Origin of the sequence: Blautia sp. NSJ-175 (genome assembly GCF_022867815.1) — a bacterium.
Classification (GTDB): Bacteria; Bacillota; Clostridia; order Lachnospirales; family Lachnospiraceae; genus Blautia; species Blautia celeris.
On sequence record NZ_JALIFQ010000003.1, the window covers coordinates 228,138 to 252,308 of the forward strand.

Genomic DNA, 24,171 nt, shown 5'->3' on the forward strand with positions numbered 1-24,171 from the left:
CTCTTTCCTTATTTGCTTATTGTCTGATTCAGGGCGTCGATGGAGGTGTTCAGGCCTGCTTCCACACTCATAGTCAGGTCTTCCATTTCCAGAGAAACATATCCATCATATCCCATCATGTGACATACTGAGAAGAATTCTTTCCACCACTGCAGGTCTTTTCCGCATCCCACTGCCACATAGTTCCATGTTCTGTTCTCACAGTCTGTTACCGGTTTTGATTCAGGAAGCCCGTTCACATCGCACAGACCTCTCTCAATGCGGGCATCTTTGCCGTGAATGTGATACAGTGCGCCTTTTAAAGCTCTTGCTGCTGCGATGGGATCTGCTCCCATAACCATCAGGTGGGACGGGTCCAGATTCATTCCGATCATGGGGTCTACTGCATTTCTCAGCTTCCAGAGAGTCTCCGGGTTATAGACAAGCTGGCAGGGGAACTCTTCAATGGCAATCTGTTCCACACCGTTTTCCTTGCAGTGAGCCACGAATTTTTTCCACCAGGGGATTGCCACATCCTCCCACTGGTATCTTACGGTTTCCACCATATAATCCGGCCATGAAACAGTTGACGTGATCCAGTTAGGAGTTTTGTCCTCAGGTCCGCCTGCCGGGAGTCCTGACATCATGACAAGTTTCTTCACACCCAGTTTTCCTGCCAGCACTGCTGTATCGTAAATCGTCTTAGTGTGAAGTTCTCCCATCTCACCCGGACACAGAGGATTTCCGGAGCAGTTGAGAGCCGCGATTTCCATGCCCCTTTTCTCGATCTCAGCCTTATAGGATTTTAATTTGTTCTCATCTGCCAGGAGCTCCTGTGTTGGAACGTGTTTGCAGCCGCCCCAGCCTCCTGCTGTCATTTCCACTGCATCTATACCTAATGATTTTACCTTATCCAACATCTCCGTAAAAGACAAATCGCCTAAAACATCTGTACAAAGTGATAATTTCATGATTTTTTCCTCTCTCTTTCCTATTTTTATCTGCCTAAAAGTTCTCTTTCGATTCGTTCTCTGGCTTCCGGTGCCTGTTTATCCATTTTCTCCGGGAAACCAAACATGGAAACACAGGCAATATTGTCACCGCCCACTTTCGGGGCATTTTCCTGCAGCTGTTTATTTGCAAAATCCATGTCACGAAGGGTCTCAAAAATACCGTCAAAATCCACGTCTCCCTCACCCATTGCCAGATGCTGATGAATGGTCACATCCGCTTTTCCACGTCCGTTCAGCCACGGGGGATTGGCAATATAGCGGCAGTCCAGGGTCTGGTTAAAGGTATCCGCGAACAATACATGAGTCAGCTCGTCGCCTGCGTATCTCAACATGGAACGCACATCCCCTTTGCCCTCGTCATAGAAGAAGCCGTGAGGGGAAGAATATACATATCCCAGATTTTTGGAACGGAAGGATTTTACCAGATCACAGGTTTCGTTATTCAGCTCACAAAAATCATAAGGGTGGGACTGGATTTCCACACGGATGCCTTCTCTCTCTATGATAGGAAGAAGCTCCTCCATGGACTTGAACCACATGCCATTACAGATTTCCTGCTGATTAGGGTCTCCCGACAACTCTGTGTTGATGACCTGGACGCCCATGTCCACTGCAATCTCGATCATACGTTTCCAGTTGGCAACCGCGAACTGTCTCTGCTCCTCAGTAGGGCCTGACCAGCGGTATACAACAATAAAGGATGAAATTTCTACACCGGTCTCTTTTAATGCCTGTCTGTATTCCTGCTCGCATTCTTTCGAGAATAACGGGTGTTTGTAAAAGGGATTGATCCTCGGGTGTGGGGACTGCTCAATGTATTTGTATCCCCAGTCAGCTACCTGATGGACCATGCGGTTGATGTCCATCTGCTTTGCCAGTACATCTACATCAAATGCTATTTTCATATTCTGTATCCTCCTATGGATTTAAGAGTTCGTGCTCTCTTCCAGGTAAAAATAAATGAGATTTCTTTTCCGCAATTGTCTTCCCAAATTCTCCCTGGCGGACTTTTTATTTTTTATAGAATTCAGGCATTTCGTCGAAGGTTATTTCCACTACTTTTTTCTCATCACGTGCTTTGGAAGCTGCTTTTGCAGTTACCTGTCCTACATATCCGTCCCAAGCTGTAGGGCCGTCTACTCTTCCTTCCTTTGTGGCATCGATCCATTCCTGGATTTCCGTGTTGTAGGCATCCACGAATCTGGTGGACCAGTCACTGTGGATTGCATGGCCTCTTGTGGCATTGGCACATACTTCAATATTGGAAGGCTCCGGCAGATTCAGGATGGCATCCTCGCATACAACCTCACATTTAATATCATAGCAGTGACCTGTGTTGACAAAAGCCTCCACATCGATGCGGACACCTGATTTTGTTGTCAGGATCATGATCTGCGGGTCCATAAGGTTTGCATGGGTTCTGCGGGTGTTCTTGGCAAATACCACCTCTGCGGTTGCGTAATCTTCGTTCAGCAGCCAGCGGAGAACGTCGATTTCATGGATCATGGAGTTTTCTACTGCCATAGGTGTGTCATAACTCTCATCCACAGCCGGATTTCTATGTGCGCAGTGCAGCATCAGGGGTTCTCCGTAGGTGCGGTTCTCAATCGCTGCCTTTAACTGACGGTATCCGGTATCGTATCTTCTCATGAAGCCGACCTGTACAAGCTGTTTTCCGCCTGCAACCTCTGCCTCCACGATTCTCTTGCAGGCTTCTGCCTCAGGTGCCAGAGGTTTTTCACAGAATACATATTTTCCTGCTTTGATCGCTGCCATTACATACTGCTCATGATATGGGTCAATGGTGGTGACGATCACTGCATCAATATCGTCCGATGCAATCATCTCTTCTCCGTCTGCATAGAATTTGCAGTCATACTTTTCAGCTACGGATTTTCCAAAATCCACATTTACATCTGCACATGCAACTACTTTTGCACCCTGCAGTTTGTTGTTAATTCTCTCAATGTGTGTTCTTCCGATTGCTCCTGTTCCTACAACACCAATTCTTAAATCTTTACCAGCCATAATCTTATCTCCTTTTCTTCATTCCTGAGAACATTGTTTTTTGTTGTTAAGAGCTCGTGCTCGTACTTTTGTAAAAAAGAGTGCGGCTTTCACCGCAGGTAAATTTTCTTTTGTTATATTGCTCATTATCTCTTGTTTTGCTCGCTTGCGAGCTCGTGCTCTCTTTGATGAGTTAATAATACAACTTTATTTCTTTTGTGTCCATTGACATTTTTACTTAATATCATATTTCATTTTTGTATAATTTTAACAATAATAGTTTTCAGGAGATTTGCTTCCGAATACAGGAAGAGCAGCGGGCTGTGCTCATCGAATTGAGGCCAAATATACAGCAAGGCGGCACGTGCACGCCTTTTTGCAAGGCATGCACGTTTATGTATTGAGCAGCAGCAGGCCGCCCAGACACAGCATGATTCCGCAGATTTGTTTTATACTTATCAGTTCTTTGTAAAAAATCACACCAACCAATATCAAAATAACTGCGAGGCCGATATTTGCGACCAAAGAACCAACGCTGACTTTCCATCCGGCCCTGTATATTGCAATATACCCAAATTCCAGCGCAACGACAGATGCCCCCAGGACAACAGATGCCCAGTTCAGTTTTTTTAACTCAACAAAATAATCCTTTCCGGCTGACGTCAGAAAAAACATGCCTATGGACAAAAGCGCACCTACCAGATATGTGATAGAAAGTGATACAAATGAATTTGCCTCTGCAGGTGTTGATTTGGCGCAGATGTTATAGACCGTGTTGGAGCCGATCACCAAAAGAATCGGCCAGATGTAATTCCACATACTTCTCTCCTCCTCTCTGATTCCTGAACACTATCATGTACCGTACCAAAGGCCGGCAATATACTGTATATAACAGGCGGTATATGCAGACCTTCACTGTAAATATCAGGCTTTTTCAAATAAAAAAACCGCAAACTAATGACCTTAGTTTGCGGTAGGTGTCCACCCAATTTTTATTTTACGTCAAATTCTCTTATCCGTCAAATGTTTTTCTCTCAATCTTTTCTTCTCAGGCAAACCACAAGAACCTGATTCTGTTTTCTTCGTGCCCATCCTATGTGTTTTACAGACTGATGGTCTGTTTCAATGCATCAATGGATGTGAGAACGCCTGCCTCGGTGCTCATAGTCAGGTCTTCCATTTCCAGGGAAACGTATCCGTCATATCCCATCATGCGGCATACAGAGAAGAATTCCTTCCACCACTGCAGGTCTTTTCCGCATCCCACTGCCACATAATTCCAGGTACGGTCTGCCACCTCTGTGACAGCTTTCCACTCAGGCAGTCCGTTGATCTCGGCAAGTCCTCTCTCAATTCTGGCATCCTTGCCGTGCAGATGGTAGATTGCCCCTTTCAGTGCCCTGGCAGAGGCAATGGGGTCTGCCCCCAGGGCGATCAGATGGGATGGGTCCAGGTTGATTCCGATAATAGGATCCACTGCATTTCTCAGTGTCCAGAGTGTTTCTGGATTGTACACCATCTGACAGGGGAATTCCTCTATGGCTACCTGCTCGATACCGTATTTTTTACAATGTACGGTAAATTCCTTCCACCAGGCAATGGTTGTTTTCCACTGGTACTCCACCGTGGGCTGCATATAAGCTGTCATTGTGACGCTGGAGGTGATCCAGTTCGGTGTAGTATCGTGTTCGCTGCCTGCAGGAAGTCCTGACATGCAGACAATTTTCTTTACGCCCAGTTTACTGGCAAGCACAACACAGTCATACATGGAATCAGAATATTCCCTTCCCAGTTCACAGGGCCAGAGCTGGTTGCAGGAGGTGTTCAGCGCTGCAATCTCCATTCCGCGTTTTTCCAATTCCGCTTTATAGGCAGCAAGTTTATTGTCATCCTCCAGCAGTTCTTTTGTGGGACAGTGTGTCCTGGCTCCCCACCCTCCGGCTGTCATCTCCACCGCATCAATCCCCAGGGATTTTACCTTATCCAACATTTCCGTGTAACTCAGTTCTGCAAATACATCTGTGCAAATAGAAAGTTTCATGTTCATTTCCTCCGTCTTAGATTACTTTTTATAAAATTCCGGCATTTCTTCGTATTCAATGTTCACCACGGTCTGTGTGTCGCGGGCTTTGGAAGCTGCCTTCGCTGTCACCTGTCCCACATAACCGTCCCAGGCGCTTGGACCGTCAACTCTTCCTTCCCGGCATGCATTGATCCATTCCTGGAATTCAATATTGTACGCGTCGATAAAACGCTCTGACCAGTCATGACAGATAGGTGTGATGCGGGAATCATTGCTTCTCACCATAGTGTTGGCCGGCTCAGGCAGGTTCAGGGAACCCTCCTCGCAGACAACCTCACACTTGATATCATATCCGTACCGGCAGTTTACAAAAGATTCCACGTCAATGCGAACCCCTGATTCCGTGGTCAGATACATGATCTGCGGGTCGCGCAGTTCTCCCTCCGCGTTGCGTGTTGTCTTTGGAAATACTACCTCTGCTGTTTTATAATTCTCTCCCAGCAGCCAGCGAAGCACATCTATCTCATGGATCATGGAGTTCTCCACCGGCATGGATGTGGTGAATCCCGGTGCGTCGTAGTTCCTGTGTGCACAGTGCAGCATCAGAGGCAGACCGTATTTTCCGGAGTCGATCAGCGCTTTTAACTGGCGGTATCCCGGGTCATAGCGGCGCATGAAACCAACCTGCACCAATTGTTTTTTACCTGCCATCTCCGCTTCCACAATACGTCTGCAGGCATCCGCCTCCGGTGCCAGCGGCTTTTCACAGAACACGTATTTACCTGCTTTGATGGCCGCCGTCACATACTGCTCATGGAAGGGGTCAAGCGTGGTGACGATCACCGCGTCCACTGCATCAGATGCGATCATTTCCTCTCCGCTGTCATATGCCTGAATGCCGTATTTCTCAGCTACAGATCTGCAGAAGTCCATATTCACATCTGCACATGCCACAACCTTCGCTCCCTGGAGTCTGGTGTTGATCCGCTCAATGTGTGAGCGTCCGATCGCACCTGTTCCTACTAATCCAATTCTCAATTCTTCCATTTTTTTATTCTCCTTTATCTTTGATTGATTGAATTTGTTACATTTCTCCCCGCAGCTCCCGCTCTGCCAGTTCCTTCATGATTCGGGGATAAATCTTATCCAGTTTATAGAAAATAAGGACCACCACTGCAATGACCCAGATAAATGTGGTTCCGTATTTGTAAATACTCATGATCATGGCCTTTGCCGTTTCCGGCTGCACAGCGCCGCCTGTGGAGGAACTGATGTAGCCGCTGGCATTTAATAAGCCGCTGATGATAGCGCTTGTCAGGCCTACTCCCAGTTTGAATCCCAGAGATCCGCCGCCAAAGACAAGGCTTTCCTGGCGGATATGGCTCTTCCACTGTCCATACTCAATGACATCTCCCATCATGCCGAAGACCACCGCCGTAAGGGGTGCCTCCCCCAGCGCTCTTACAATGGTAGTTCCCATTGCCAGGCCAAAACTGTGAGGGTTCATAAAGAATACCATCTGTGCCGCCACTGCCAGAACGCATCCGGCCAGGGACAGATCCCTTTTGTTGAATTTCTTCAGAAGTACAGGGCAGATCAGTGCCCCTGCGATCAGTGTGACGGCCTCTGCCATGTACAGTGTGCTGTACATCCAACTGTCATTTCCGAAAATATATTTGCAGTAATAAGGCAGTACAGCTCCCACAAGTGTCTGGTGCACACAGGTGATAGTCCAGAGGATCAGCGTTGCCCAGAAATAAATATTTCCCACAAGAGCCTTTACATTTTTACCGAAGGACGCCTTCGGTGTTTCTTTCTTTACTTCAATATGTACGTGTTCTTTACAGTTTGCAAAACAGATAAGCAGCATGACAAACGCGATCACACACCACAGCATCATGGCTTTCACCCAGGCTGCCTGTGTATCTCCGAATAATTTCACCACCGGCATGGTGAAAGTTACTGCAATGAGCCTTCCCACCGGAGCCATGGACATACGCACAATGGAAAGCAGGTCCCTCTCGTGAGATGACCTTGTCATCATGGTGGACAGTGTTCCGTATGGCACATTAATGGCTGTGTAGCACACCGTGGTGCACAGATTATATGTGACAAAAATGTACCAGAACTGTATCGTCTCGTTCGTCTGGGGGACCGTAAACATAGCTATGGCACAGAGCACATAGGGAACCGCCATCCACAAAAGCCACGGCCTTGATTTCCCCCATTTTGATTTTGTTTTCCCTACAATGACTCCCATGATAATGTCTGAGGAGCCGTCAAATACTCTTGATATCAGCATGACCAACCCCACTGTCGCAATGGGGATTCCCGCATAATCTGTGTAAAACAAAGTCAGCAGAGCATTGATCATGCCGCAGACGATATTACATGCTGTATCTCCGCATCCGTATGCTATCCTGTTTCCCCAATTTAGTTTGACAACTCCGCTCACTGCGGCTGTCTGTCTTTCTCCTGTTATTTCTCTGTTCATAATCACCTCTCCTGTTTTTCATTTTTTCACCGAAAATTATATAAAATTGCCTTCTGTTTTTTTCTGTTCCAACCTGTCTTCAGGTTCTGATATCTGTGTCATAAGCTTTCTGCCACTTTGCCGTATTATAGCTCTTTTTTCATCACCTCCATGTCTATTATGACCAGCATTTCCCTGTTTTTGCTATATTTGCGTTGCCCGTTCATGAACTTTAACTATATTAATCATATCAAATCCGGCTAAAATCCGTTATTATTTTCTTGCTGTATTTTTTGCCTTTTTTCGCTCTCTATGAGATTTTGTTATAAAATCTTGCAAATATGTTAAAAAAAGACATCCATTGCCCGCATCGGAATCATGATTCATGAAAATGATTCTGACACGGACAATGGATGTCCTGTTATTATAAACTGCTTTCATTTAAAATGGCTGCGAAACTCTTTTGGGGAGATTCCCACATATTTTTTGAACATAGCGCTGAAGTGACAGCTGCTGCCAAACCCAAGCCGTTCCTCTATCATATGGATGGGAATGTGGGTATCCATCAGCAGCGTCTGCGCCTCCCCGATCCTGCGGTGTATCACGTACTGCATGGGTGACACTCCTGTCTCTCTCTTATATATATGCGAAATGCTGGAGGGGCTGATGTAAAATCTGTCACTGAGTTCTTTCAAAGTCAGCGGTTCTGTGTAATGTCTGTCAATATAGTCTGTGATCTGCCGCACCAAAAATTCCTTTTTCTGGTCCTCCACCTCCCTACCGCTGTCCTTGTACTGCTCCAGGCGTTCCTTTACAAGAAGGTACACCGCCTGGGCCAGATGCTGACAAACGTCTTTTTTATACATATTTTCTGTGAACAGCTCATGCATGGTACGCATGAGACATCCCATATGCCCTGCAGCGTTTCCCATAGCAAGTACCGGTTTATATCTGGAATCCATCAGACAATTTTCCGGAAGTCCGGGAATCATCACCTGCGTAAGCGCACAGCAGTATGTCTGGATCTCATGTTTTTGAAAAGGGGCCTCCCCGTGTATCATGCCGGCATTGCAGATCACTACATCCCCGGCAGATACCGCATATTCCCTTTTTCCCACAATATACCGCCCTTCCCCGCTGTCAATGTACAGAATTTCCAGTACATCGGGATGCTTGTGCAGCATATGAGCGTGATTCTGGCTGTAGTTTACATCTACAAAGTATGTTTGCATCAATTTTGGCATAGTGGTCATCCTTTACGCTTCTATATGTGTTAAGGTAAATATACTATGCCTCCAAAGCAAATACAAGTAAGAATCAGACTTCCCGGCTTCTGTTTTCCGACCCGAAAATCTTCATCTTCACCTTTGCCGCCGCTGCCACGGCTTCCACCTGATAGGGAATGATGTCTGTCAGGCAGGTTTTTCCCTCTTTCCATGCCTGCTCTGCCGCTTTTGCCGCCGCAATATTGATATCCGTGAAGATATTTACTTTGCTGATCCCGCAGCCAATTGATTTTTTAAAGTCCTCCTCCGACAGCCCGGAACCTCCGTGGAGCACCAGAGGGACATGCACCATATCCGCAATTGTCCGGATTCTTTCAAAATCCAGCTTTGGTTTGAATTTGTAAGCTCCGTGGGCCGTCCCAACGGCTATGGCAAGGGCATCCGCCTGTGTTTTCTCTATAAAATCCTTTGCCTGGGCCGGATCTGTATAGTATGCTTCCGGCATTTCCGCCTCCCGGCCTCCTGCCTCCTGGTTATCCCCCACATGTCCCAGTTCAGCCTCCACAGTTGCACCGAAGCAGTGGGCAATCTTTGCAAGCTCCGCAACCTTTCTCACATTTTCTTCATAGCTGTCCGTGGAGCAGTCATACATAACCGAAGTGAATCCCAGCTTCAGCGCCTCCATGCATTTCTCAAATGTAAGTCCGTGGTCATAATGGACCACCACAGGGACTGATGCTCTATCTGCCATGGAAACGATCAGTGGTGCCAGATCCTCCAGCGGCCCGCTGGGAAGCAGAATCTCCGCTGTACCGATGATAACCGGGGACCTGAGTTCCTCCGCAGCCCTCAGCACACCTCTTGCCAGTTCCAGATTCACGGTATTGAACAGACCCACCCCATAGCCATTCTGCCTGGCCGGAAGTAATACCTCATTTAAATTTGCTAACATTTTCCATGCTCCTTATCTTCTGAAATTCTGTTTTTTCCATCCCTTTTCAATCCTGGACGCCAGTTCCTTAAGCGGCCGGATTCCGCCCAGTGCGTCATAAGCCTCCACACAGGAGGCCCCTTCTGCCGCTGCCAGATGGATACACATTTCAAAAGGATACCCCTCAAGCATAGCTGTCATAAATGCCGCAATGGTGGTGTCGCCCGCACCTGTACCTGACAGCACCCTCTCTGGCTGATAGCTGGCCTCAAATCCCTCTCTGTCCGACCAGTCCTCTGCAGAGATCCCAAGGGCTGTCTCCAGTCCTTCCAGACGTTTTACTTCTGTGGTCCTGTAATACAGGCCGGGAGCTCCGCATTTCAGCAGAAGGACCTTTGCCCCTAATTCCATGCACTTATCTGCCAGAGGCCTGATATCTCTCTGAACATCCAGGGAGAAAGAAATGTCTTCATCCCCTGCTTTGGTCTTCCAAGCCTCATATCTGTCCCGGTCCAGCATAAAGCAGAGTTCTTCGATACTGGGCACAAAAAAGTCTACATACGGCAGCACCCGGCTTAGAATCTCCTTCCAGTCCGCCGCTCCTGCATCTGACTCCCCGTCCACAAAAGCCAGATCAAGGGAAGTTGCCGTCCCCTGGGCTTTCATATATTTCATCATCCGCACCAGTTCGCTTCCGGTGTCCTCATACATTTTCTTCATCAGCGGGGGATAGCCGAAGTGGAACAGGTCTGTCCCCAAAAGCTTTTCCTTCGGCAGATCTTCAAAGGAAAAAGTGTGGTTGCACCCCGGGTCATGAAGAAATATCCTGTCTATACCCGGAAGTGCAAGGACCACCGAATAGGAGGTATTCTGCCCTTCCTGCACAATGATTCCGGAATCTGCGCCCTGTGCGGCATAAATATCGGAAATGATCTTTCCGAATTCATCGCTGCCTGTCTTTGCCATGAGACATACATCTGCCCCCAGCATTTTCATTGCCATACCCGTGTTGGATACCGCACCTCCTGCATGGATATCAACACCCTCCATCTGTATCAGCTTTCCCGGCGACAGGATATTTCCTAATTTCGCTGCCTGCTGATTCTGAGGAAAGAGAGGGGTAATATCCAGACAGGCATGTCCTGCTACAATTACTTTTTTACCCATACGATCACCCTTTTTCTGAACTGTCACGTTTACTTTTGCTCTCGCCGTAAAACGAAAAGTCTGCATTTTCTGCGCAGAAAATTTCTTTATAAACTATCTTCAGTTTAATCGTTTTTTCTCTGCGGGGCATTTCCATGTTTGTGAAAATACGGCGATTATCCTGCGCTGGTTGATTTCTTGGCTGCAAGGCTTATTTTATGGGAAGTTCAGCTAATTATCCGTTCCACAGGCTCGATTTATTTGCTGTTTATCAACGATTAGTTTGTTGTTTTCGTGAATATCTTGAGACAGTTCTTGCCTCTTTTCTGAAATGACATTAGAATAGAAAATAAGAAATTATGAGAAGGCAGTGACGGAAATGGATAAAGAATTTGAATTGATCGCACACCCGCAGATCCACGCGTTCAGTGCTATACTGGTACGCCTTTTTTCCCGTGCGCCGCACGCACACAGGGAGATGGAAATCGGGCTTGTTCTTGACGGAAAAGTGGAATTTACAGTAAACGGAAATGCAAACCAGCTTCACAGCGGTGACATGTATCTGCTGAACCCCATGGACCTCCATGAGATACGCGGACTGGATGGCAGCGCCCTGATCCTCGCCATTCAGATGTCCCGGCAGCTTGTCACATCCTATTTTCAGCACGATGAAAATACATGTTTTCTGGAGAACTGTGTGCGCCCCTTCTTCTCCCGGCATGAGACACGCTACGAAATTATGAATGGTCTGCTTATTGAGCTGGCCTACAATTATTTCGGGCAGTTTGCCAATTATGAATATAAATGCATGAGTCTGCTGAATATGATTCTGTACAGCCTCCACACCTATGTTCCCGAGAAAATATATACAGACGCAGAGATGACAGCCCGCAGGCACAGGCAGGAACGCATGAGCCGCATTACAGACTATATAGAAAAAAATTTCCGGCAGAAACTGCTGCTTAAGGACATTGCAGAGCACGAAAATCTGTCGCTGACCTATCTGTCACATCTGTTCCGCGATGAATTAAACCTGTCCTTTCAGGAATATCTGAATCTGAAACGTTTTGAATACGCCTGCCGTCTTCTGCAGAATACAGATAAAAAGGTGCTCACCGTGAGTATTGAGAGCGGTTTTTCTGATGTCAGATATTTAAATCAGCTCTGCCAGAAATATTACGGCTGCCCCGCCTCCGAACTGCGCCAGAAACGGCCGGGACCTGCCCGCGCGGACAGGCAGGCTGCTTCCAATACACAGAATATCTTTACAGCCGGGGACAGTATGCTGCTTCTGCATACGCTGCGGGAGAGCTGCAGGGAAAAATACGGGGATTATACGATATGGGAATTTTATGGGTAAGCGGATACTGTAATGGAATGGCGTTTCTATTACTCCTTGTAGATATTTTTTCCAAAATCGTATGCCTTCTGCAGATGATCTGTTTTGTCAATCTGCGGCCTGCCGTTTGTATCTCCGCATCCGCCTGCAAGCAGCATGCCTTTGTCCTTGAAACCCATGTAATTGATGACGACAAACTTATAGTATGACACAGCCTGCTCATATGTCCAGAAAAAATTATCTGCCGATGTCATCAGTAAAGCAGCATCTTTTACCGGATATCTTTCATATCGGCCATAGGGAGGATTCGGGTCCTCCTCTGCTATGCAGTAGAATCTTTCTATAAATGCCTTTAATTTAGAGGATATTGTCCAGAACAAAAGCGGTGATGCGAAAACAAGCAGATCCGCTTCTTTTATTTTGGGGACTATTTTGTTGAAATCATCCTTTTGTATACAGGGTTTCCCGTAGCGGCATGCATTGCAGCCGATACAGCCTTTTACCTCGAACTTGTTCAAGGATATTTTTTCTGTTTTATGGCCTGCTTCTAAAGCTCCTTTTAGGAAGGCATCTGCCAGTTGGCTGGTATTTCCGTTCGGACGCCCGCCGCCCTGGATTACTAATATATTTTTCATAGATATCACCTCTTGATATTCTGATTCTGGTTCGTCTTTGTGTGTTGCCAGATAGGGGAATCGTAGGAGACATACTATCTGTTTTCCTGTGTATTTGTTAGTCCTATTCTATCATAAGCCTATAACAAAGTCATTTATTTTCGGGTAACATTAGTCTGATACCGTAAGAACAAGCGGGCGAAATCCCCGCAAATTCAAAATTTCACAGCATCTATTGACAAAATGGAACATCTGTCATAAGATATAAGTATCAATTGATACCTTATCGAAGGATAAAAATTTGACACATGGAACAAAGATACGGATTGAAAGTGAATTAGAGATAAAGGCTTACATACAGAATTTAAAATTTGCACTTAACAATGGAGCCGAAATACAGTTTCAGGCCAAAAGACGTGTAGATGATAATAGAGAAGAAAAGTATACAAATCAATATACTGTAAATACCCTGTTCCCGGATGAAAATCCGGTAGACGCGCTAAGGAGGGAGTTATTAGCATTAAGTGTGGAAGACTATATGCAGACAGTCAAAGACATTCGTTTTCCCAAAAGAAGTGAAATGCGTGAGTTTGGTAAGGTTTACAATAGTAAAGATGACGTATATATTAAAATAAGGGTAGAACTTCTTGGAACATATGGCACCCCCGCAACATTTGTAATGTCTTTCCATTTTGCGGAAAAGGCATTTACACCGGAGATGTTTCCATATAGGAAGAAATAGAGGAGGTGTTTCCATGGATATGAAGATTATTAAAAAGGAAAAACGTTTGTGCACATGCTGCATGGAAGAACATGAAGTGAAGACAGTTCTTGTGAAAGACAGGGCTACTTTTAAGAATTTAAAAGTTGATTATGACGCTTCTTATTTGTATTGTGATGCGGCAGATGAACTTTATATGGATGGGCAGCAGATGCAGGAAAATGATATGCGCCTTAAGGATGCCTACAGGAGAGCAGAAGGACTTTTGACATCCGCCGAAATCAGCGGTATCCGTGCAAAGTATGGAATCAGTCAAAGCGATTTTTGCACTCTTCTTGGCTGGGGCGGCAAGACCATTACAAGGTATGAGAGTCATCAAGTGCAGGACAAGGCACACGACACGATATTAAAGAAAATTGATCAGGATCCGGAATGGTTCTTATCATTATTAAATAATGCAAAAAGTAATCTGTCAGCCGAATCTTATCAGAAATATTTTGATACAGCTACTGCTTTATATGAGAAAGCTCAGGATTCTTATATGCGTAAGGCCATTGAGGCAATTTATGCTGGATTTCAGGGAAATCAGATATTTCACGGGAATACAGAACTTTCTCTAGATAAAGTTGTTGATGTTATCCGCTATTTCGCAGCATCTGCGCAGATAACCGATCTTTATAAAGTTAAGCTTATGAAGCTGATGTGGTATGCAGATGCTCTCTCTTATAAGAATAGGGGTTTTGCAATAACAGGTTTGATTTATCAGGCTCTGCCAATGGGAGCCGTACCGGTAGGGCATAACTCGATTATTGATTTGAAGGATGTTCCATGTGAGGAAGTGGATATGGGAGAGACGAATGCATATCATTTCTCTTTAAAAGGAGCCGTTGCTTTCCCATCTCTTTCGGATGCAGATAAAAATATTCTTGATGCAGTTATTTGTAAACTTGGCAAGATGACAAAAAAAGAAATTATTTCTTTTATGCACAGGGAAAAGGCATATATTGAAACTGCTCCCAGAGATGTGATTCCATTCAAATATGCAGATACTTTACAAATTTAAAAATGGTAAAACACTTGAATTGACCTATAACAAATCTTTTCTAACAAGGGCGGTGCCGGAGCTTAATCTGCTGAAATCATATAACAGCTTCTGCCGCCGCCCTGCCCGATTACCAGGATATAGGCAGTATATAAAAATCAACGAATTACACAACATCTGCATATACTGCCTTGCGGTTATTTATCAATCCAAAATAATCAGCGCCATAAACACCAGATCCACATCCCCTGTATTCACCAATCCATGCCCATGAGCATCCGGTGTAAACGTAACGTCCCCGGCTTTGACAGGACGGACCACACCGTTGTCATCATAATCGCCCTGGCCGGACAGGATATAATATGTCTCACTCTCCTTGTGATGCTCATGGTATCCGAGTGAACATCTCGGCTCAATGATCACTTCCGCGTACAGTCCGCATTTTCCATTCAGTTCTTTTTCCCCTAAAATGTGCTTGATAATCACATGGCCCTTACCACCACACATATTTTCTACTGTCTCTGTTTTTATCATACTTCATCCTCCATGCAAAAAGGTCCCCAAAGGTGGGTTTTCGCCTTTGAGAACCTTTTTTCCAACTTTTATTTTTTCTATATCTTAGACCAATTTCTTCCTGTTGTCAACATTTTACTGCAGGCACTTAGAAAATATCCGGTTTTACCCCTTAACTTGAAAACTATTCTCCTCTACCACAGGGACCTCTTTTGCTTCAACGCCCTCAATCCTTATAAAATTCCCCATGGACAGGCGGTCCAGAAAATTGGATATCTCTTCCTCTCCGCCCTGAAGCTCAAGCTCCACGCATCCGTCCCAGGTGTTCTTCACCCAGCCTGTCAGCTGCAGCAGCCTCGCCAAATGCTGTGCCCGGTATCTGAGCCCCACCCCCTGTACCATACCGGTCAGTATAAAATGCTTTCTAATCTTCATCTTTTACGCCCCATTTCTCCCGATTTCTTTCCATTGCCTTCCGGGTTTTTATTATAAAACCGGATCGGCTGCAGCACCTGCGCTGCTGTTTTATTCAAGGATTCTTCCATCCTTTTTTAAAGGCCGGAAGAATTGTACAACTTGAATTATACCACTTTCTGTAATGTCTGCAACTGTCTTTTTTATATATGCTTTCCCGTAAAACTGCCAGACAGAACCACTCTGCCCTATGTCAGGGAATTCATACGCCTGTGCCGGGAAACTCCCGACAGACAGCCGGAAAGCGTACCGGTACAGGAGTAAAAAAAGGGTTCTCAGGAATATTCCTGAAAACCCTTATCTATATCATCTTTCATACGAATGAAACGGTCCCGCAGCCTCTTTTATCTCACACTCGCATTTTCTTCCTGAAGCAGTGATTGATCAACAGCTTCACTTGGTACCTCTGTGCCTGAAGAATAGTCCTCTGCCTCTGCAAGGTTATTTTCATTCATATTCTGTGTTTCTCCGTTCACTGACGCTTCTGCTTCCGTTGTTTCTCTTAAAATTATATCTTCCGCTTCCCCATAAGCACTTACTTCCGGAATTTCCTGTGCTTCTCCATAAGCATTTTCTTCCGGAATTTCTGTTATCTCTTCCACTGCACCATTTTCGGGAATTTCCTGTGTTTCTTCCGCATTCGATTGGGCCTTATTCTCTTCAATTTCTCTGGCCTCTTCTATCACATTCAACTGCGGCTTTTCCCTACTCTCTTTTGACTCTTCACTGCTTTTTACAATGGTTTCACCGTCACGCATTCCCGCAAAAATCTGGTTTGAAAATCCCAGCAGCAGCGCAAAGGAAAATACAATGCTCCCCATGAATATCTTCCCGGCGATTCCTGTTCTTTTGTTTGATTTTTTATAATTCATTATAGCGATCACTCTCCTCTTCAGACTTCCTGCTGACAACTGGGATGTCATCCGGCTGAGACGGCAGTACAGGCCCGCAAAAGCCACAAGTGTGCCTGCATAGGCTGCCCTTCCGTCCTCTCCTATGCGCCGAAGCACCTCCTCGTCACAGGATAATTCCACTTCTCTAAGAAACGTAAAATAAAAAAACCACAGATACGGATGCTGCCAATAGGCACATAAAAGAAAAAGCGCCAGGAATTTCCACAGGTTGTCCCTTCTCTTGGCATGGATGAATTCATGCAAAACAATCTGTGTATATTTTTCCTCCTCCTCATCCTTCAGATAAGAGGGAATCAGTATTTTGGGCATGAAAAATCCCCAGGTCACCGGCGCACTTATGCGGTCACTCAGCAGAATCCTTCTTCTGTCCAGGCCCAGTTCTTCAAAACTCAGCTCCCGTGCGGCCTCTCCCGGCACCGGAACAGCCTCTCTTAAAATACTGCTCTCACGGCAGTAGCGGATAAACAGTATAAAAAATATCGCACAGCCCACAGCGAATGCGGCCGCCATTCCCCACTTTACAAAGTGATAACTCTCTGCCACTTTCTGCGGAGACATCCTGGAAACGATTCCCATGGTCTGTGTTGAAACAGCACGCACCGGATATCTCTCCACTGCAAGCATCAAAGGCAGTGCCAGGATACCGATGCAGATGAAGATCCGGTCCATCCTGTACTTATCGCTGCTTCCGAACTTTTTTGAAGCCAGACGGAAAATGCTGAAGACAAGGCACATTACCGCAAGAACCACATTGATCTTTATAAATACCATGCTACCTCCGCTTCCTTTGAATCAGCGATTCAATCTCCTCCAGGTCTTCCTTCGTCAAATCCTGCTCCGCGAAGAACGCTGAGATAAAATTTTTCTTGGAACCTTTAAAGGTCCTGGAGATCAATTCGTTCACTTCATAGGATTCAAATTCATGCCTGTCGATCAGGGGCCTGCACCGAAATCCCGGCTCTGACCGCTGAACGGCTCCTTTTTCTATACATTTCTTGATAACTGTGTAAGTTGTATTCTTGTTCCAGCCGACTCTCTCACTCAGCACTTCAACGACTCTTTTTGCCGGTATCTCACCTTCTTCCCACAGGACTTCCATTACTTTCTGTTCTGATTCAAATAATTTCATAAGCATAACTCCTTTGGACTATTGCAATCGTCTACATATAGACTATTACAATAGTCCGTATTTGTCAATGGTTTCTTTTAATCTTTTTTCTCTTCTATGATATCCAGCAGGATTTCTTCCCACACGCCTCTGTTTTCCCGGAGGATTCTCCGGTAGGCAGACTGCGGCAGGGGAGAATCCGCTCTGCCGATCTCTATAGTTAGACTGGGAATCCCCATCTTAAGCAGCGCCCAGTCCTTGTATCCCGCCGGGTCCAGTTCTTCATAATTGCCGTCCGGTTCATAGCCTGTGACAGCGGCAATGCGTTTTGCAAAGGTCTGGGTCCTTGATGCCAGCTCTCCCTGCTGTCCAAATGCCCAGTATATGACACCGCCGGAGGAGTGATAGCTGACTGTGCGGCAGAACAGTTCCTTTTTTGTAAGATTTACCAGTGCCTGCGCCTCTTTGGTGCTCTCCGGCGCAGTTCCCTTGTATTTTTCTCTGGAAGGCCTGCCGATCCCATCCACATACTCTTCCCACAGGGCATCAAAGTTCCGGTTCACATCCACGCCCTCCGCATTGGACTTCCAGCGGCGGAAATAAGATTTCCAGGGCATTCTGGCGCCGTCCTCGTCCGCAATCTCCCACACCTGTTCCCGGATTCCGGGAGACCGCATACCCTCGGCTCCGAACTGGCTCACTGTCACACCGTCCGGATTCGCCATGGGGATAATATGCAGAGCTCGGTCTCTCAGCAGCTCGCTGTAAGAGTATCCCTTGTAAGTTCTGTCCTCATGAAGCAGATTCTCCACAAATTCCCCCAGCTGTTCCATGACAAGCTGAGTGGTCATATATTCTCTTCCATGGATTCCCGCAAAGATCAGAACCTTGTCAGCCGCGTTTTCATCCCCCATACGCACGTGATATAGTTTCCTGCCGTCCACCGTATCACCAACTGTTTGAACTTCCATAATTCCTTTGAAAATTTTGGAAAATATGTGCAAATCATTCTCCATTTCTCGGTAAGTGTAGCCTGAAAATTGGACAAATTGTCGATTTTCTCTTTGATTTCGGGCATTTATGCACATTGACGGATACCTCAAAACTCATTATAATTAAAGATATTCTATGGGAGGGAGAATAAGAAGTGAAGAAGCTGAAACAAATTGCTGCACTGGTTGGAGCCGTACTGCTGCTTGGCATGTACGTCCTGGCTTTTATTTTTTCTCTTTCGCACAGCCCAAATGCCGGTAATATGCTGCTGGCCGCAATCTACTGCACGGTACTTGTTCCCGTGTTTTTGTATGCCTGCCTGCTCGTATACCGCTACACAAGGCAGAAAAACGGTATTCCCAGGATAGATGCCAATTCCTCTGTGGATACCTTTATCTTTGACCTTGGAAATGTGCTGGTCCGTTATGACTGGAAATCATTTTTAAAAAGCATGAAGTACAGTGGGGAAACAATTCAGGCTGTGGGCGATGCTGTGTTTGACAGCCCTGACTGGGTGGATGCTGACCGTGGTGTGCGGAATGAAGAGGAAATTCTCCAGGCCTTTATTGATAATGACCCGGAATACGAAAAAGAAATACGCGAGACATTTGCCAAAATGAGCGGTGTCATACATACCTACTCTTACACAGTTGACTGGCTGAAATATCTGAAAAAAAGAGGGTACAAAATTTATTACCTGTCCAACTTTTCACAGCCGCTCTATGAACGCTGCAGGGAGGAAATGGCCTTTCTGGATCTGATGGACGGCGGCTACATGTCCTGGCAGGTAAAAATGCTGAAGCCGGAACCTGAATTCTATCAGAAACTGCTGAAAGATTTTCATATTAAACCTGAAAAAGCTGTATTTATTGACGATGTCCTGGAAAATGTGGCGGAAGCCCGCTCCCAGGGAATTAATGCTGTCCATTTTAAAGGTCGGAAAGAGACAATCCAAAAATTATTGGAAGAATACGATGTGCAGTAAAAATAAGTGCACCCAAAATAAGACAACGCTCCATTATAAAACCAATGGAGCGTTGTCTTATTGTTTTATTTATTGCGGTAGATAATATCCTCACGGCTCGGACCATTGGAAACCATGGTGATGGGGAAGCCGATCTTCTCTTCCACAAATTCAATATATCTGCGGCAGTTTACGGGAAGGTCATCGTAGTTTTTGATGCCGCGGATGTCACAGTTCCAGCCCGGAAGCGTCTCCAGAACCGGTTTTGCCTTTTCCAGCCTGCCGGTTGTGGGGAATTCTGTTGTAATCTCACCGTCAATATCGTATGCCACGCACACCGGAATCTCCTCCAGATATCCAAGTACATCCAGGACCGTGAAAGCTACATCCGTAGTTCCCTGCATACGGCAGCCGTATTTAGATGCCACACAGTCAAACCATCCCATACGTCTCGGGCGTCCTGTGGTAGCGCCGAACTCTCCGCCGTCTCCGCCGCGTCTTCTCAATTCATCTGCCTCATCGCCGAAGATTTCAGATACAAATGCGCCTGCGCCTACTGCACTGGAGTATGCCTTGCAGACTGTGATGATCTTTTTGATCTCATATGGCGGAATCCCTGCACCAACTGCACCGTAGGCAGCCAGTGTGGAGGAAGAGGTTACCATGGGATAGATACCGTGATCCGGATCTTTCAGGGAACCTAACTGTCCTTCCAGAAGCACTTCCTTACCTTCTTTCAGAGCGTTCCACAGATACAGAGAAACGTCACACACATAAGGAGCGATCATCTCTTTATATTCCGCCAGCTCTTTCATGATGTCATCCGGGTTCAGAAGCGGTTTGTGGTATAAATGCTCCAAAGTCACATTCTTTGTCTCGCATACACGCTCCACTTTATCTCTCAGTGCCGCGTCATCATCGAAAAGCTCGCTGACCTGGAAACCGATCTTTGCATATTTATCAGAATAAAACGGTGCGATTCCAGACTTGGTGGAACCAAAAGATTTTCCTGCCAGGCGCTCTTCTTCATACTCATCAAATTTGATATGATAGGACATTACCATCTGCGCACGGTCAGAGACTTTGATCTTCGGTGCTGGTACACCCTTGTCCACAATAGACTGAATCTCTTTAAACAGTACCGGGATATTAAGCGCAACACCGTTTCCGATGACACTGGTTGTGTGGTCGTAGAACACACCGGACGGAAGAGTATGGAGCGCAAATTTTCCGTAATTGTTTACAATTGTGTGGCCCGCATTGGCACCGCCCTGGAATCTTACGATGATATCGGATTCCTGTGCGAGCATGTCAGTGATTTTGCCCTTACCTTCATCTCCCCAGTTAGCCCCTACTACTGCTTTTACCATTTTTCATTCCTCCTAATGAACTTTTTGTACCCATGTATCATACTACATTTCTTTTAAGAAATAAAGTTCTAATTTGTAAATTCGGACGAAAAATTGCGGATTTTCATGGGAAAGGAGCCGTTTTCCCCGCGTTTTGGCGGCTTAAAACGGCTCCTGCATCCGGGCAGAATAAAAATTCCGATTCTCATTCTGCCGTTTTTTATCAAAAACTGTTAGTCAAAATGCACTTCTGCGGCAAATTTTGCCCTTTCATCCATCAATGCCTTGAATCCATCCTCATTTCTGGACCCCTTCAGCTCATCCATATATTCATCATAATCGCATAAATAAACATAGACGGTAGATGTGTCATGGTTTTTCACGGATACGGTATTTACACTTCCCCCTGTGACATCCATAACTTTGCCCTGGGCATCCAGGATCACCGGGAAATAATCTGCTCTTTTCGTTTTATCATCATATGACTCATTGACTGTGATCTCAAATGGAGTTTTGACAACAGATGCAATGCCTGCGCCATCCTCATTCATCTCATTCACTTCGGCAGTCTGTGTTCTGGAGTAGTCTGCGTTGATATCAAGCTCAAACTGCCAGGAGCCGTCCATCCACCAGTTTTCATGGCTGTTGGGGAAGCTGTCCCAGCCGCCTTCGTCTTCCGCTTCTGTCATGACCCGATTCCACTCTTCATCGGACATGGCTTCCAGTTCCTCCGCCGTGTACCCTGTACTGAAGGTATCGGGATCAGCCAAATCCCCTATGATCTGGCTGATGTCCAGATTCAGGGTGAACTGTTCCGGTACCTCTATTTTGGTGCTGTACTGATCCAGTACTTCCGCGTCAACTATAAATTCTTCCCCGTTTGCCTCAGCCTCTGCCTGCTTTGCCTGCAGCCCGCTGTCGTCTGTATTCTTCATGTTCAGGTCTATACGCATAACCCCTGTGTAGGTATTTTTATCCAGAAACTCGCCTTCCAGATAGACAAGATCATTCTGTTCCTGAGGATTGAAGCTGTAATTTTCCTTCGTTTTCACACTGATCGATGGCTGTCCGTTCCCATCCAGACGGGTATCCTGAAATGGCTCTTCTGATTCTATGATAAGGGAAAGGTACAGGGCCGAGCCGCTGCAATAACTCTCAGACATGGTAACTGTAGTGCCGCCAACCGTTTGACGGAAGGCTCCCGCACCGGTATTTCCCTCATCGCCGCTGTCCTGCCCGCCGCTTTCCCGGTTTTGTGCTGCTTCCTTATCCAGTGGTTCTGCATAATCCTTGTAATCTTCCCCAAAAGAAAGCTGTCCTTCCATGCGCTCAAATATGTGCCCGATCAGCGGCAGATTGGAAGCCCATACCGGATTCTGATAGCAGGCTCCGATAAAGACTGCCATAGCGGCTGCGGCGGCTGTACAACCCACAACTGCTTTCTTCAGATGTCTGCCCCTGCGCTTTGTCTTCCTGTTCATTCGGATGATCTCGGCACCTGCCGGTGCCTTCTCCCCTGCTTTTTTCTCTATCAGTTTCAAACTCTCCTCAAATCTGTCATGAAATTCCTTTGAAGGTACCGGTGCCCCGTCTTTCCATTTTCCCTGTTCTAACATAATGCTTCCTCCTTATCACCAAGACTTTTTCTAAGCTGATTTCTTCCCCTGTAAAGCCGTGTTTTCACTGTATTTTCCCTGGTCTCCAGCATCTCCGCGATCTCCGCAATGGAGAAACCTTCTATATAAAATAAGGTAACCGCAATGCGGAGGTCCTCCGGCAGATCATCTATGGCTGCATAGAGGTCTGTATACAGCTTGTCCTCCTTCCCCGGTGCGTTCTCCACATACTCCTCGTAGGGAACCAGACGTTTACTTCTGCGTTTCATTTGGTAGCACTCATGGATAAGAATGCGTATCAGCCATGTTTTAAAGTATTTTTTTTCCTTCAGGGTATCTAATTTTTCAAAAGCCTTCAAAAGCGCTTCCTGTACCGCATCCGCACTGTCCGCATCATTCCTTAAAATGGACATTGCAACATGGTACAGGGTAGCTTCTGCGTCCCTGACGGCCTGTATAAATTCCTGCTGCTGCATGGGCTCCTCCTTTTTCTGTTTTATCTCTTTTGTTATCTATTAGATACCCGGGGTGATAAAAAGGTTCTGATAAAAATATTATAAATTGTTTTGGGGATGGGCTGCAATACAAAAACACCTGGCAGCCCGGATTTCATCGGACTGCAGGTGCCAGTTTTCCTTATTTATCTATTCTCTGGTGTTTCTCTCCACCAGTTTCACAATCCTATCTGCTTCCTCCCTGCTTTCTGCCTCAGACAGAATAAACAAACCTTTTGAGGAAAGCTGTTTCATGGCAGACTCTATCTCTTCCGGTTTTAAAAGCAGCAGAAGGCCTTTTCCCTTTTCCTGGATTTTTTTCAGCTGATCTATGAATTTTAAAGGTGAGGGCTGCCCTACCACGCTGGTCCACTGAATCATCCTCAGTTTCTCAATAGACAGCAGGGTATCCAAATGCCGTATCTGTTCGATTCCGTCAAAATGATACAAGGGATACTCAAGAAAACTGCTCTGTTCTTCCAGCTCTGTTCTAGCAAATTTTTCATAGATATCATTTGAAAACATAACAGAAATATCACACTGTATCTGACCATGAAATCCGGGAGCCCAGGTGCGGAGCCATCCTATTGTACTGCCTTTGTGATTGCATTCCCCCACAATCCTGTATGTCTCTTCCAGCCCTGCTTCCCACATGCGTTGTATCTTACTTAGGCACCCTCGTATAACCTCTTCGTCCTCCGCCAGAAAATCCACCAGCAGTTCCTGGGAACCTCTAAGAGCAGCCAGTACATCCATGTTTCCGGCCAAATCAGGCATTGAAATAAGATATTCCCCTCTGCATTCATCCCGAAAATACTCTGCATGTTCCAATGTCTTTTGAAAAAGAAAACTATTTCTGTCAAAAATTATCTTTTCAGGGCTTAATTCATCCTTCATAAACGGTGTAAACCATATGGTACTGGGTTCATAGCTCCATTTCATATCTTTTACAAAACCTGCGTGGCCGGCAGGTCCCAGATTCAGCGATACCAGTGGAAACGCATCCCCTGCATAATATGTATGTTCCATATGTCTGAGATTTCTTTTCAGCACAATCTCAGGGTCTGTCCAGTATTTCATTCTGTCCTCGCCGGAAACAGGAAACGCATCTATGGCCTGTCTTTCATTCTTATCCTCATATACAACGCTGACACAGCATCTGTCCAATACTTCATGATCCCAGAGAGCTGTCATACGCTCTTTTATTCTATCAAAATCCACCCTCATATGCA

The 24,171-nt window shown here is 45.9% G+C and carries 24 protein-coding genes; 4 read left to right on the forward strand and 20 right to left on the reverse strand.

Annotated elements, in window-relative coordinates; all coding sequences use genetic code 11:
- Positions 1-8 precede the first annotated feature (8 nt).
- The 10 genes from MUB35_RS06590 to MUB35_RS06635 form a co-directional block, all read right to left on the reverse strand.
- Positions 9-950: a sugar phosphate isomerase/epimerase family protein gene (locus MUB35_RS06590; RefSeq protein ID WP_033141098.1), complete on the reverse strand. Its 942-nt coding sequence runs from the start codon at positions 948-950 to the stop codon at positions 9-11.
- 26 nt (positions 951-976) lie between these two features.
- Complete coding sequence (locus MUB35_RS06595; RefSeq protein ID WP_033141097.1) at positions 977-1,897, reverse strand: sugar phosphate isomerase/epimerase family protein; 921 nt, start codon at positions 1,895-1,897, stop codon at positions 977-979.
- A gap of 106 nt (positions 1,898-2,003) precedes the next feature.
- Positions 2,004-3,020 carry a Gfo/Idh/MocA family protein gene (locus MUB35_RS06600; protein ID WP_033141096.1) on the reverse strand — a complete coding sequence of 339 codons (1,017 nt, stop codon included), beginning with the start codon at positions 3,018-3,020 and terminating at the stop codon, positions 2,004-2,006.
- Between the two features lie 372 nt (positions 3,021-3,392).
- The gene (locus MUB35_RS06605) at positions 3,393-3,818 is read right to left on the reverse strand and encodes an EamA family transporter (protein WP_033141095.1); all 426 of its coding nucleotides are present in this window, start codon (positions 3,816-3,818) and stop codon (positions 3,393-3,395) included.
- 283 nt (positions 3,819-4,101) lie between these two features.
- Complete coding sequence (locus MUB35_RS06610) at positions 4,102-5,040, reverse strand: sugar phosphate isomerase/epimerase family protein (RefSeq protein WP_033141094.1); 939 nt, start codon at positions 5,038-5,040, stop codon at positions 4,102-4,104.
- 21 nt (positions 5,041-5,061) lie between these two features.
- Positions 5,062-6,069: a Gfo/Idh/MocA family protein gene (locus MUB35_RS06615; RefSeq protein ID WP_033141093.1), complete on the reverse strand. Its 1,008-nt coding sequence runs from the start codon at positions 6,067-6,069 to the stop codon at positions 5,062-5,064.
- 37 nt (positions 6,070-6,106) lie between these two features.
- Positions 6,107-7,516, reverse strand: coding sequence for an MFS transporter (locus MUB35_RS06620; RefSeq protein ID WP_033141092.1), 1,410 nt, complete (start codon positions 7,514-7,516; stop codon positions 6,107-6,109).
- A 416-nt stretch (positions 7,517-7,932) separates the two neighbouring features.
- The gene (locus MUB35_RS06625; RefSeq protein WP_244805941.1) at positions 7,933-8,739 is read right to left on the reverse strand and encodes an AraC family transcriptional regulator; all 807 of its coding nucleotides are present in this window, start codon (positions 8,737-8,739) and stop codon (positions 7,933-7,935) included.
- 73 nt (positions 8,740-8,812) lie between these two features.
- Complete coding sequence (locus MUB35_RS06630) at positions 8,813-9,673, reverse strand: class II fructose-bisphosphate aldolase (protein ID WP_227210422.1); 861 nt, start codon at positions 9,671-9,673, stop codon at positions 8,813-8,815.
- Positions 9,674-9,685: 12 nt separating this feature from the next.
- Positions 9,686-10,819 (reverse strand): carbohydrate kinase family protein, encoded by a 1,134-nt coding sequence (locus MUB35_RS06635; RefSeq protein WP_244805942.1) that lies wholly within the window; start codon positions 10,817-10,819, stop codon positions 9,686-9,688.
- Between the two features lie 358 nt (positions 10,820-11,177).
- On the opposite strand from MUB35_RS06635, the gene MUB35_RS06640 reads away from it, so the two are divergent.
- A complete protein-coding gene (locus MUB35_RS06640) occupies positions 11,178-12,158 on the forward strand; it encodes an AraC family transcriptional regulator (protein ID WP_148392618.1) in 981 nt (326 codons plus the stop codon).
- 29 nt (positions 12,159-12,187) lie between these two features.
- Here MUB35_RS06640 and MUB35_RS06645 read toward each other — a convergent pair whose 3' ends face one another.
- Positions 12,188-12,772 carry a flavodoxin family protein gene (locus tag MUB35_RS06645; protein WP_054352088.1) on the reverse strand — a complete coding sequence of 195 codons (585 nt, stop codon included), beginning with the start codon at positions 12,770-12,772 and terminating at the stop codon, positions 12,188-12,190.
- Positions 12,773-13,052: 280 nt separating this feature from the next.
- Here MUB35_RS06645 and MUB35_RS06650 point away from each other — a divergent pair, with 280 nt between their 5' ends.
- Entirely contained in the window at positions 13,053-13,493 is a 441-nt protein-coding gene (locus MUB35_RS06650; protein WP_054352087.1) for a hypothetical protein, read from the forward strand.
- A gap of 13 nt (positions 13,494-13,506) precedes the next feature.
- Positions 13,507-14,535 (forward strand): type II TA system antitoxin MqsA family protein, encoded by a 1,029-nt coding sequence (locus MUB35_RS06655; RefSeq protein WP_103731436.1) that lies wholly within the window; start codon positions 13,507-13,509, stop codon positions 14,533-14,535.
- Positions 14,536-14,718: 183 nt separating this feature from the next.
- Here MUB35_RS06655 and MUB35_RS06660 read toward each other — a convergent pair whose 3' ends face one another.
- The 5 genes from MUB35_RS06660 to MUB35_RS06680 all read right to left on the reverse strand — a co-directional run bounded on the left by MUB35_RS06660 (position 14,719) and on the right by MUB35_RS06680 (position 18,611).
- A complete protein-coding gene (locus tag MUB35_RS06660; RefSeq protein WP_244805943.1) occupies positions 14,719-15,048 on the reverse strand; it encodes a cupin domain-containing protein in 330 nt (109 codons plus the stop codon).
- 144 nt (positions 15,049-15,192) lie between these two features.
- Positions 15,193-15,462 (reverse strand): acylphosphatase, encoded by a 270-nt coding sequence (locus tag MUB35_RS06665; protein WP_054352085.1) that lies wholly within the window; start codon positions 15,460-15,462, stop codon positions 15,193-15,195.
- Positions 15,463-15,845: 383 nt separating this feature from the next.
- Positions 15,846-17,186: a M56 family metallopeptidase gene (locus MUB35_RS06670; protein WP_054352084.1), complete on the reverse strand. Its 1,341-nt coding sequence runs from the start codon at positions 17,184-17,186 to the stop codon at positions 15,846-15,848.
- Position 17,187: 1 nt separating this feature from the next.
- A complete protein-coding gene (locus tag MUB35_RS06675) occupies positions 17,188-17,544 on the reverse strand; it encodes a BlaI/MecI/CopY family transcriptional regulator (protein ID WP_225305376.1) in 357 nt (118 codons plus the stop codon).
- A gap of 77 nt (positions 17,545-17,621) precedes the next feature.
- Positions 17,622-18,611: a M14 family zinc carboxypeptidase gene (locus MUB35_RS06680; protein ID WP_103731435.1), complete on the reverse strand. Its 990-nt coding sequence runs from the start codon at positions 18,609-18,611 to the stop codon at positions 17,622-17,624.
- Positions 18,612-18,670: 59 nt separating this feature from the next.
- Here MUB35_RS06680 and MUB35_RS06685 point away from each other — a divergent pair, with 59 nt between their 5' ends.
- Positions 18,671-19,501 (forward strand): HAD family hydrolase, encoded by an 831-nt coding sequence (locus MUB35_RS06685; protein WP_054352081.1) that lies wholly within the window; start codon positions 18,671-18,673, stop codon positions 19,499-19,501.
- Positions 19,502-19,566: 65 nt separating this feature from the next.
- Here MUB35_RS06685 and MUB35_RS06690 read toward each other — a convergent pair whose 3' ends face one another.
- From MUB35_RS06690 to MUB35_RS06705, 4 genes are all read right to left on the reverse strand, one after another.
- Positions 19,567-20,850: an adenylosuccinate synthase gene (locus MUB35_RS06690; protein WP_033141082.1), complete on the reverse strand. Its 1,284-nt coding sequence runs from the start codon at positions 20,848-20,850 to the stop codon at positions 19,567-19,569.
- A 212-nt stretch (positions 20,851-21,062) separates the two neighbouring features.
- Positions 21,063-22,445 (reverse strand): DUF4179 domain-containing protein, encoded by a 1,383-nt coding sequence (locus MUB35_RS06695; protein ID WP_033141081.1) that lies wholly within the window; start codon positions 22,443-22,445, stop codon positions 21,063-21,065.
- Positions 22,439-22,921 carry an RNA polymerase sigma factor gene (locus MUB35_RS06700; RefSeq protein WP_033141080.1) on the reverse strand — a complete coding sequence of 161 codons (483 nt, stop codon included), beginning with the start codon at positions 22,919-22,921 and terminating at the stop codon, positions 22,439-22,441. Before MUB35_RS06700 ends, MUB35_RS06695 begins: the two co-directional genes overlap by 7 nt.
- Positions 22,922-23,089: 168 nt before the next feature.
- Complete coding sequence (locus MUB35_RS06705; RefSeq protein WP_244805944.1) at positions 23,090-24,166, reverse strand: hypothetical protein; 1,077 nt, start codon at positions 24,164-24,166, stop codon at positions 23,090-23,092.
- Between the last annotated feature and the right edge of the window lie 5 nt (positions 24,167-24,171).

Coding starts and splice junctions, on each gene's coding strand:
- MUB35_RS06590 (WP_033141098.1), bottom strand. CDS start 950: ATGAAATTATCACTTTGTACAGATGTTTTAGGCGATTTGTCTTTTACG.
- MUB35_RS06595 (WP_033141097.1), bottom strand. CDS start 1,897: ATGAAAATAGCATTTGATGTAGATGTACTGGCAAAGCAGATGGACATC.
- MUB35_RS06600 (WP_033141096.1), bottom strand. CDS start 3,020: ATGGCTGGTAAAGATTTAAGAATTGGTGTTGTAGGAACAGGAGCAATC.
- MUB35_RS06605 (WP_033141095.1), bottom strand. CDS start 3,818: ATGTGGAATTACATCTGGCCGATTCTTTTGGTGATCGGCTCCAACACG.
- MUB35_RS06610 (WP_033141094.1), bottom strand. CDS start 5,040: ATGAAACTTTCTATTTGCACAGATGTATTTGCAGAACTGAGTTACACG.
- MUB35_RS06615 (WP_033141093.1), bottom strand. CDS start 6,069: ATGGAAGAATTGAGAATTGGATTAGTAGGAACAGGTGCGATCGGACGC.
- MUB35_RS06620 (WP_033141092.1), bottom strand. CDS start 7,516: ATGAACAGAGAAATAACAGGAGAAAGACAGACAGCCGCAGTGAGCGGA.
- MUB35_RS06625 (WP_244805941.1), bottom strand. CDS start 8,739: ATGCCAAAATTGATGCAAACATACTTTGTAGATGTAAACTACAGCCAG.
- MUB35_RS06630 (WP_227210422.1), bottom strand. CDS start 9,673: ATGTTAGCAAATTTAAATGAGGTATTACTTCCGGCCAGGCAGAATGGC.
- MUB35_RS06635 (WP_244805942.1), bottom strand. CDS start 10,819: ATGGGTAAAAAAGTAATTGTAGCAGGACATGCCTGTCTGGATATTACC.
- MUB35_RS06640 (WP_148392618.1), top strand. CDS start 11,178: ATGGATAAAGAATTTGAATTGATCGCACACCCGCAGATCCACGCGTTC.
- MUB35_RS06645 (WP_054352088.1), bottom strand. CDS start 12,772: ATGAAAAATATATTAGTAATCCAGGGCGGCGGGCGTCCGAACGGAAAT.
- MUB35_RS06655 (WP_103731436.1), top strand. CDS start 13,507: ATGGATATGAAGATTATTAAAAAGGAAAAACGTTTGTGCACATGCTGC.
- MUB35_RS06660 (WP_244805943.1), bottom strand. CDS start 15,048: ATGATAAAAACAGAGACAGTAGAAAATATGTGTGGTGGTAAGGGCCAT.
- MUB35_RS06665 (WP_054352085.1), bottom strand. CDS start 15,462: ATGAAGATTAGAAAGCATTTTATACTGACCGGTATGGTACAGGGGGTG.
- MUB35_RS06670 (WP_054352084.1), bottom strand. CDS start 17,186: ATGGTATTTATAAAGATCAATGTGGTTCTTGCGGTAATGTGCCTTGTC.
- MUB35_RS06675 (WP_225305376.1), bottom strand. CDS start 17,544: ATGAAATTATTTGAATCAGAACAGAAAGTAATGGAAGTCCTGTGGGAA.
- MUB35_RS06680 (WP_103731435.1), bottom strand. CDS start 18,611: ATGTGCATAAATGCCCGAAATCAAAGAGAAAATCGACAATTTGTCCAA.
- MUB35_RS06690 (WP_033141082.1), bottom strand. CDS start 20,850: ATGGTAAAAGCAGTAGTAGGGGCTAACTGGGGAGATGAAGGTAAGGGC.
- MUB35_RS06695 (WP_033141081.1), bottom strand. CDS start 22,445: ATGTTAGAACAGGGAAAATGGAAAGACGGGGCACCGGTACCTTCAAAG.
- MUB35_RS06700 (WP_033141080.1), bottom strand. CDS start 22,921: ATGCAGCAGCAGGAATTTATACAGGCCGTCAGGGACGCAGAAGCTACC.
- MUB35_RS06705 (WP_244805944.1), bottom strand. CDS start 24,166: ATGAGGGTGGATTTTGATAGAATAAAAGAGCGTATGACAGCTCTCTGG.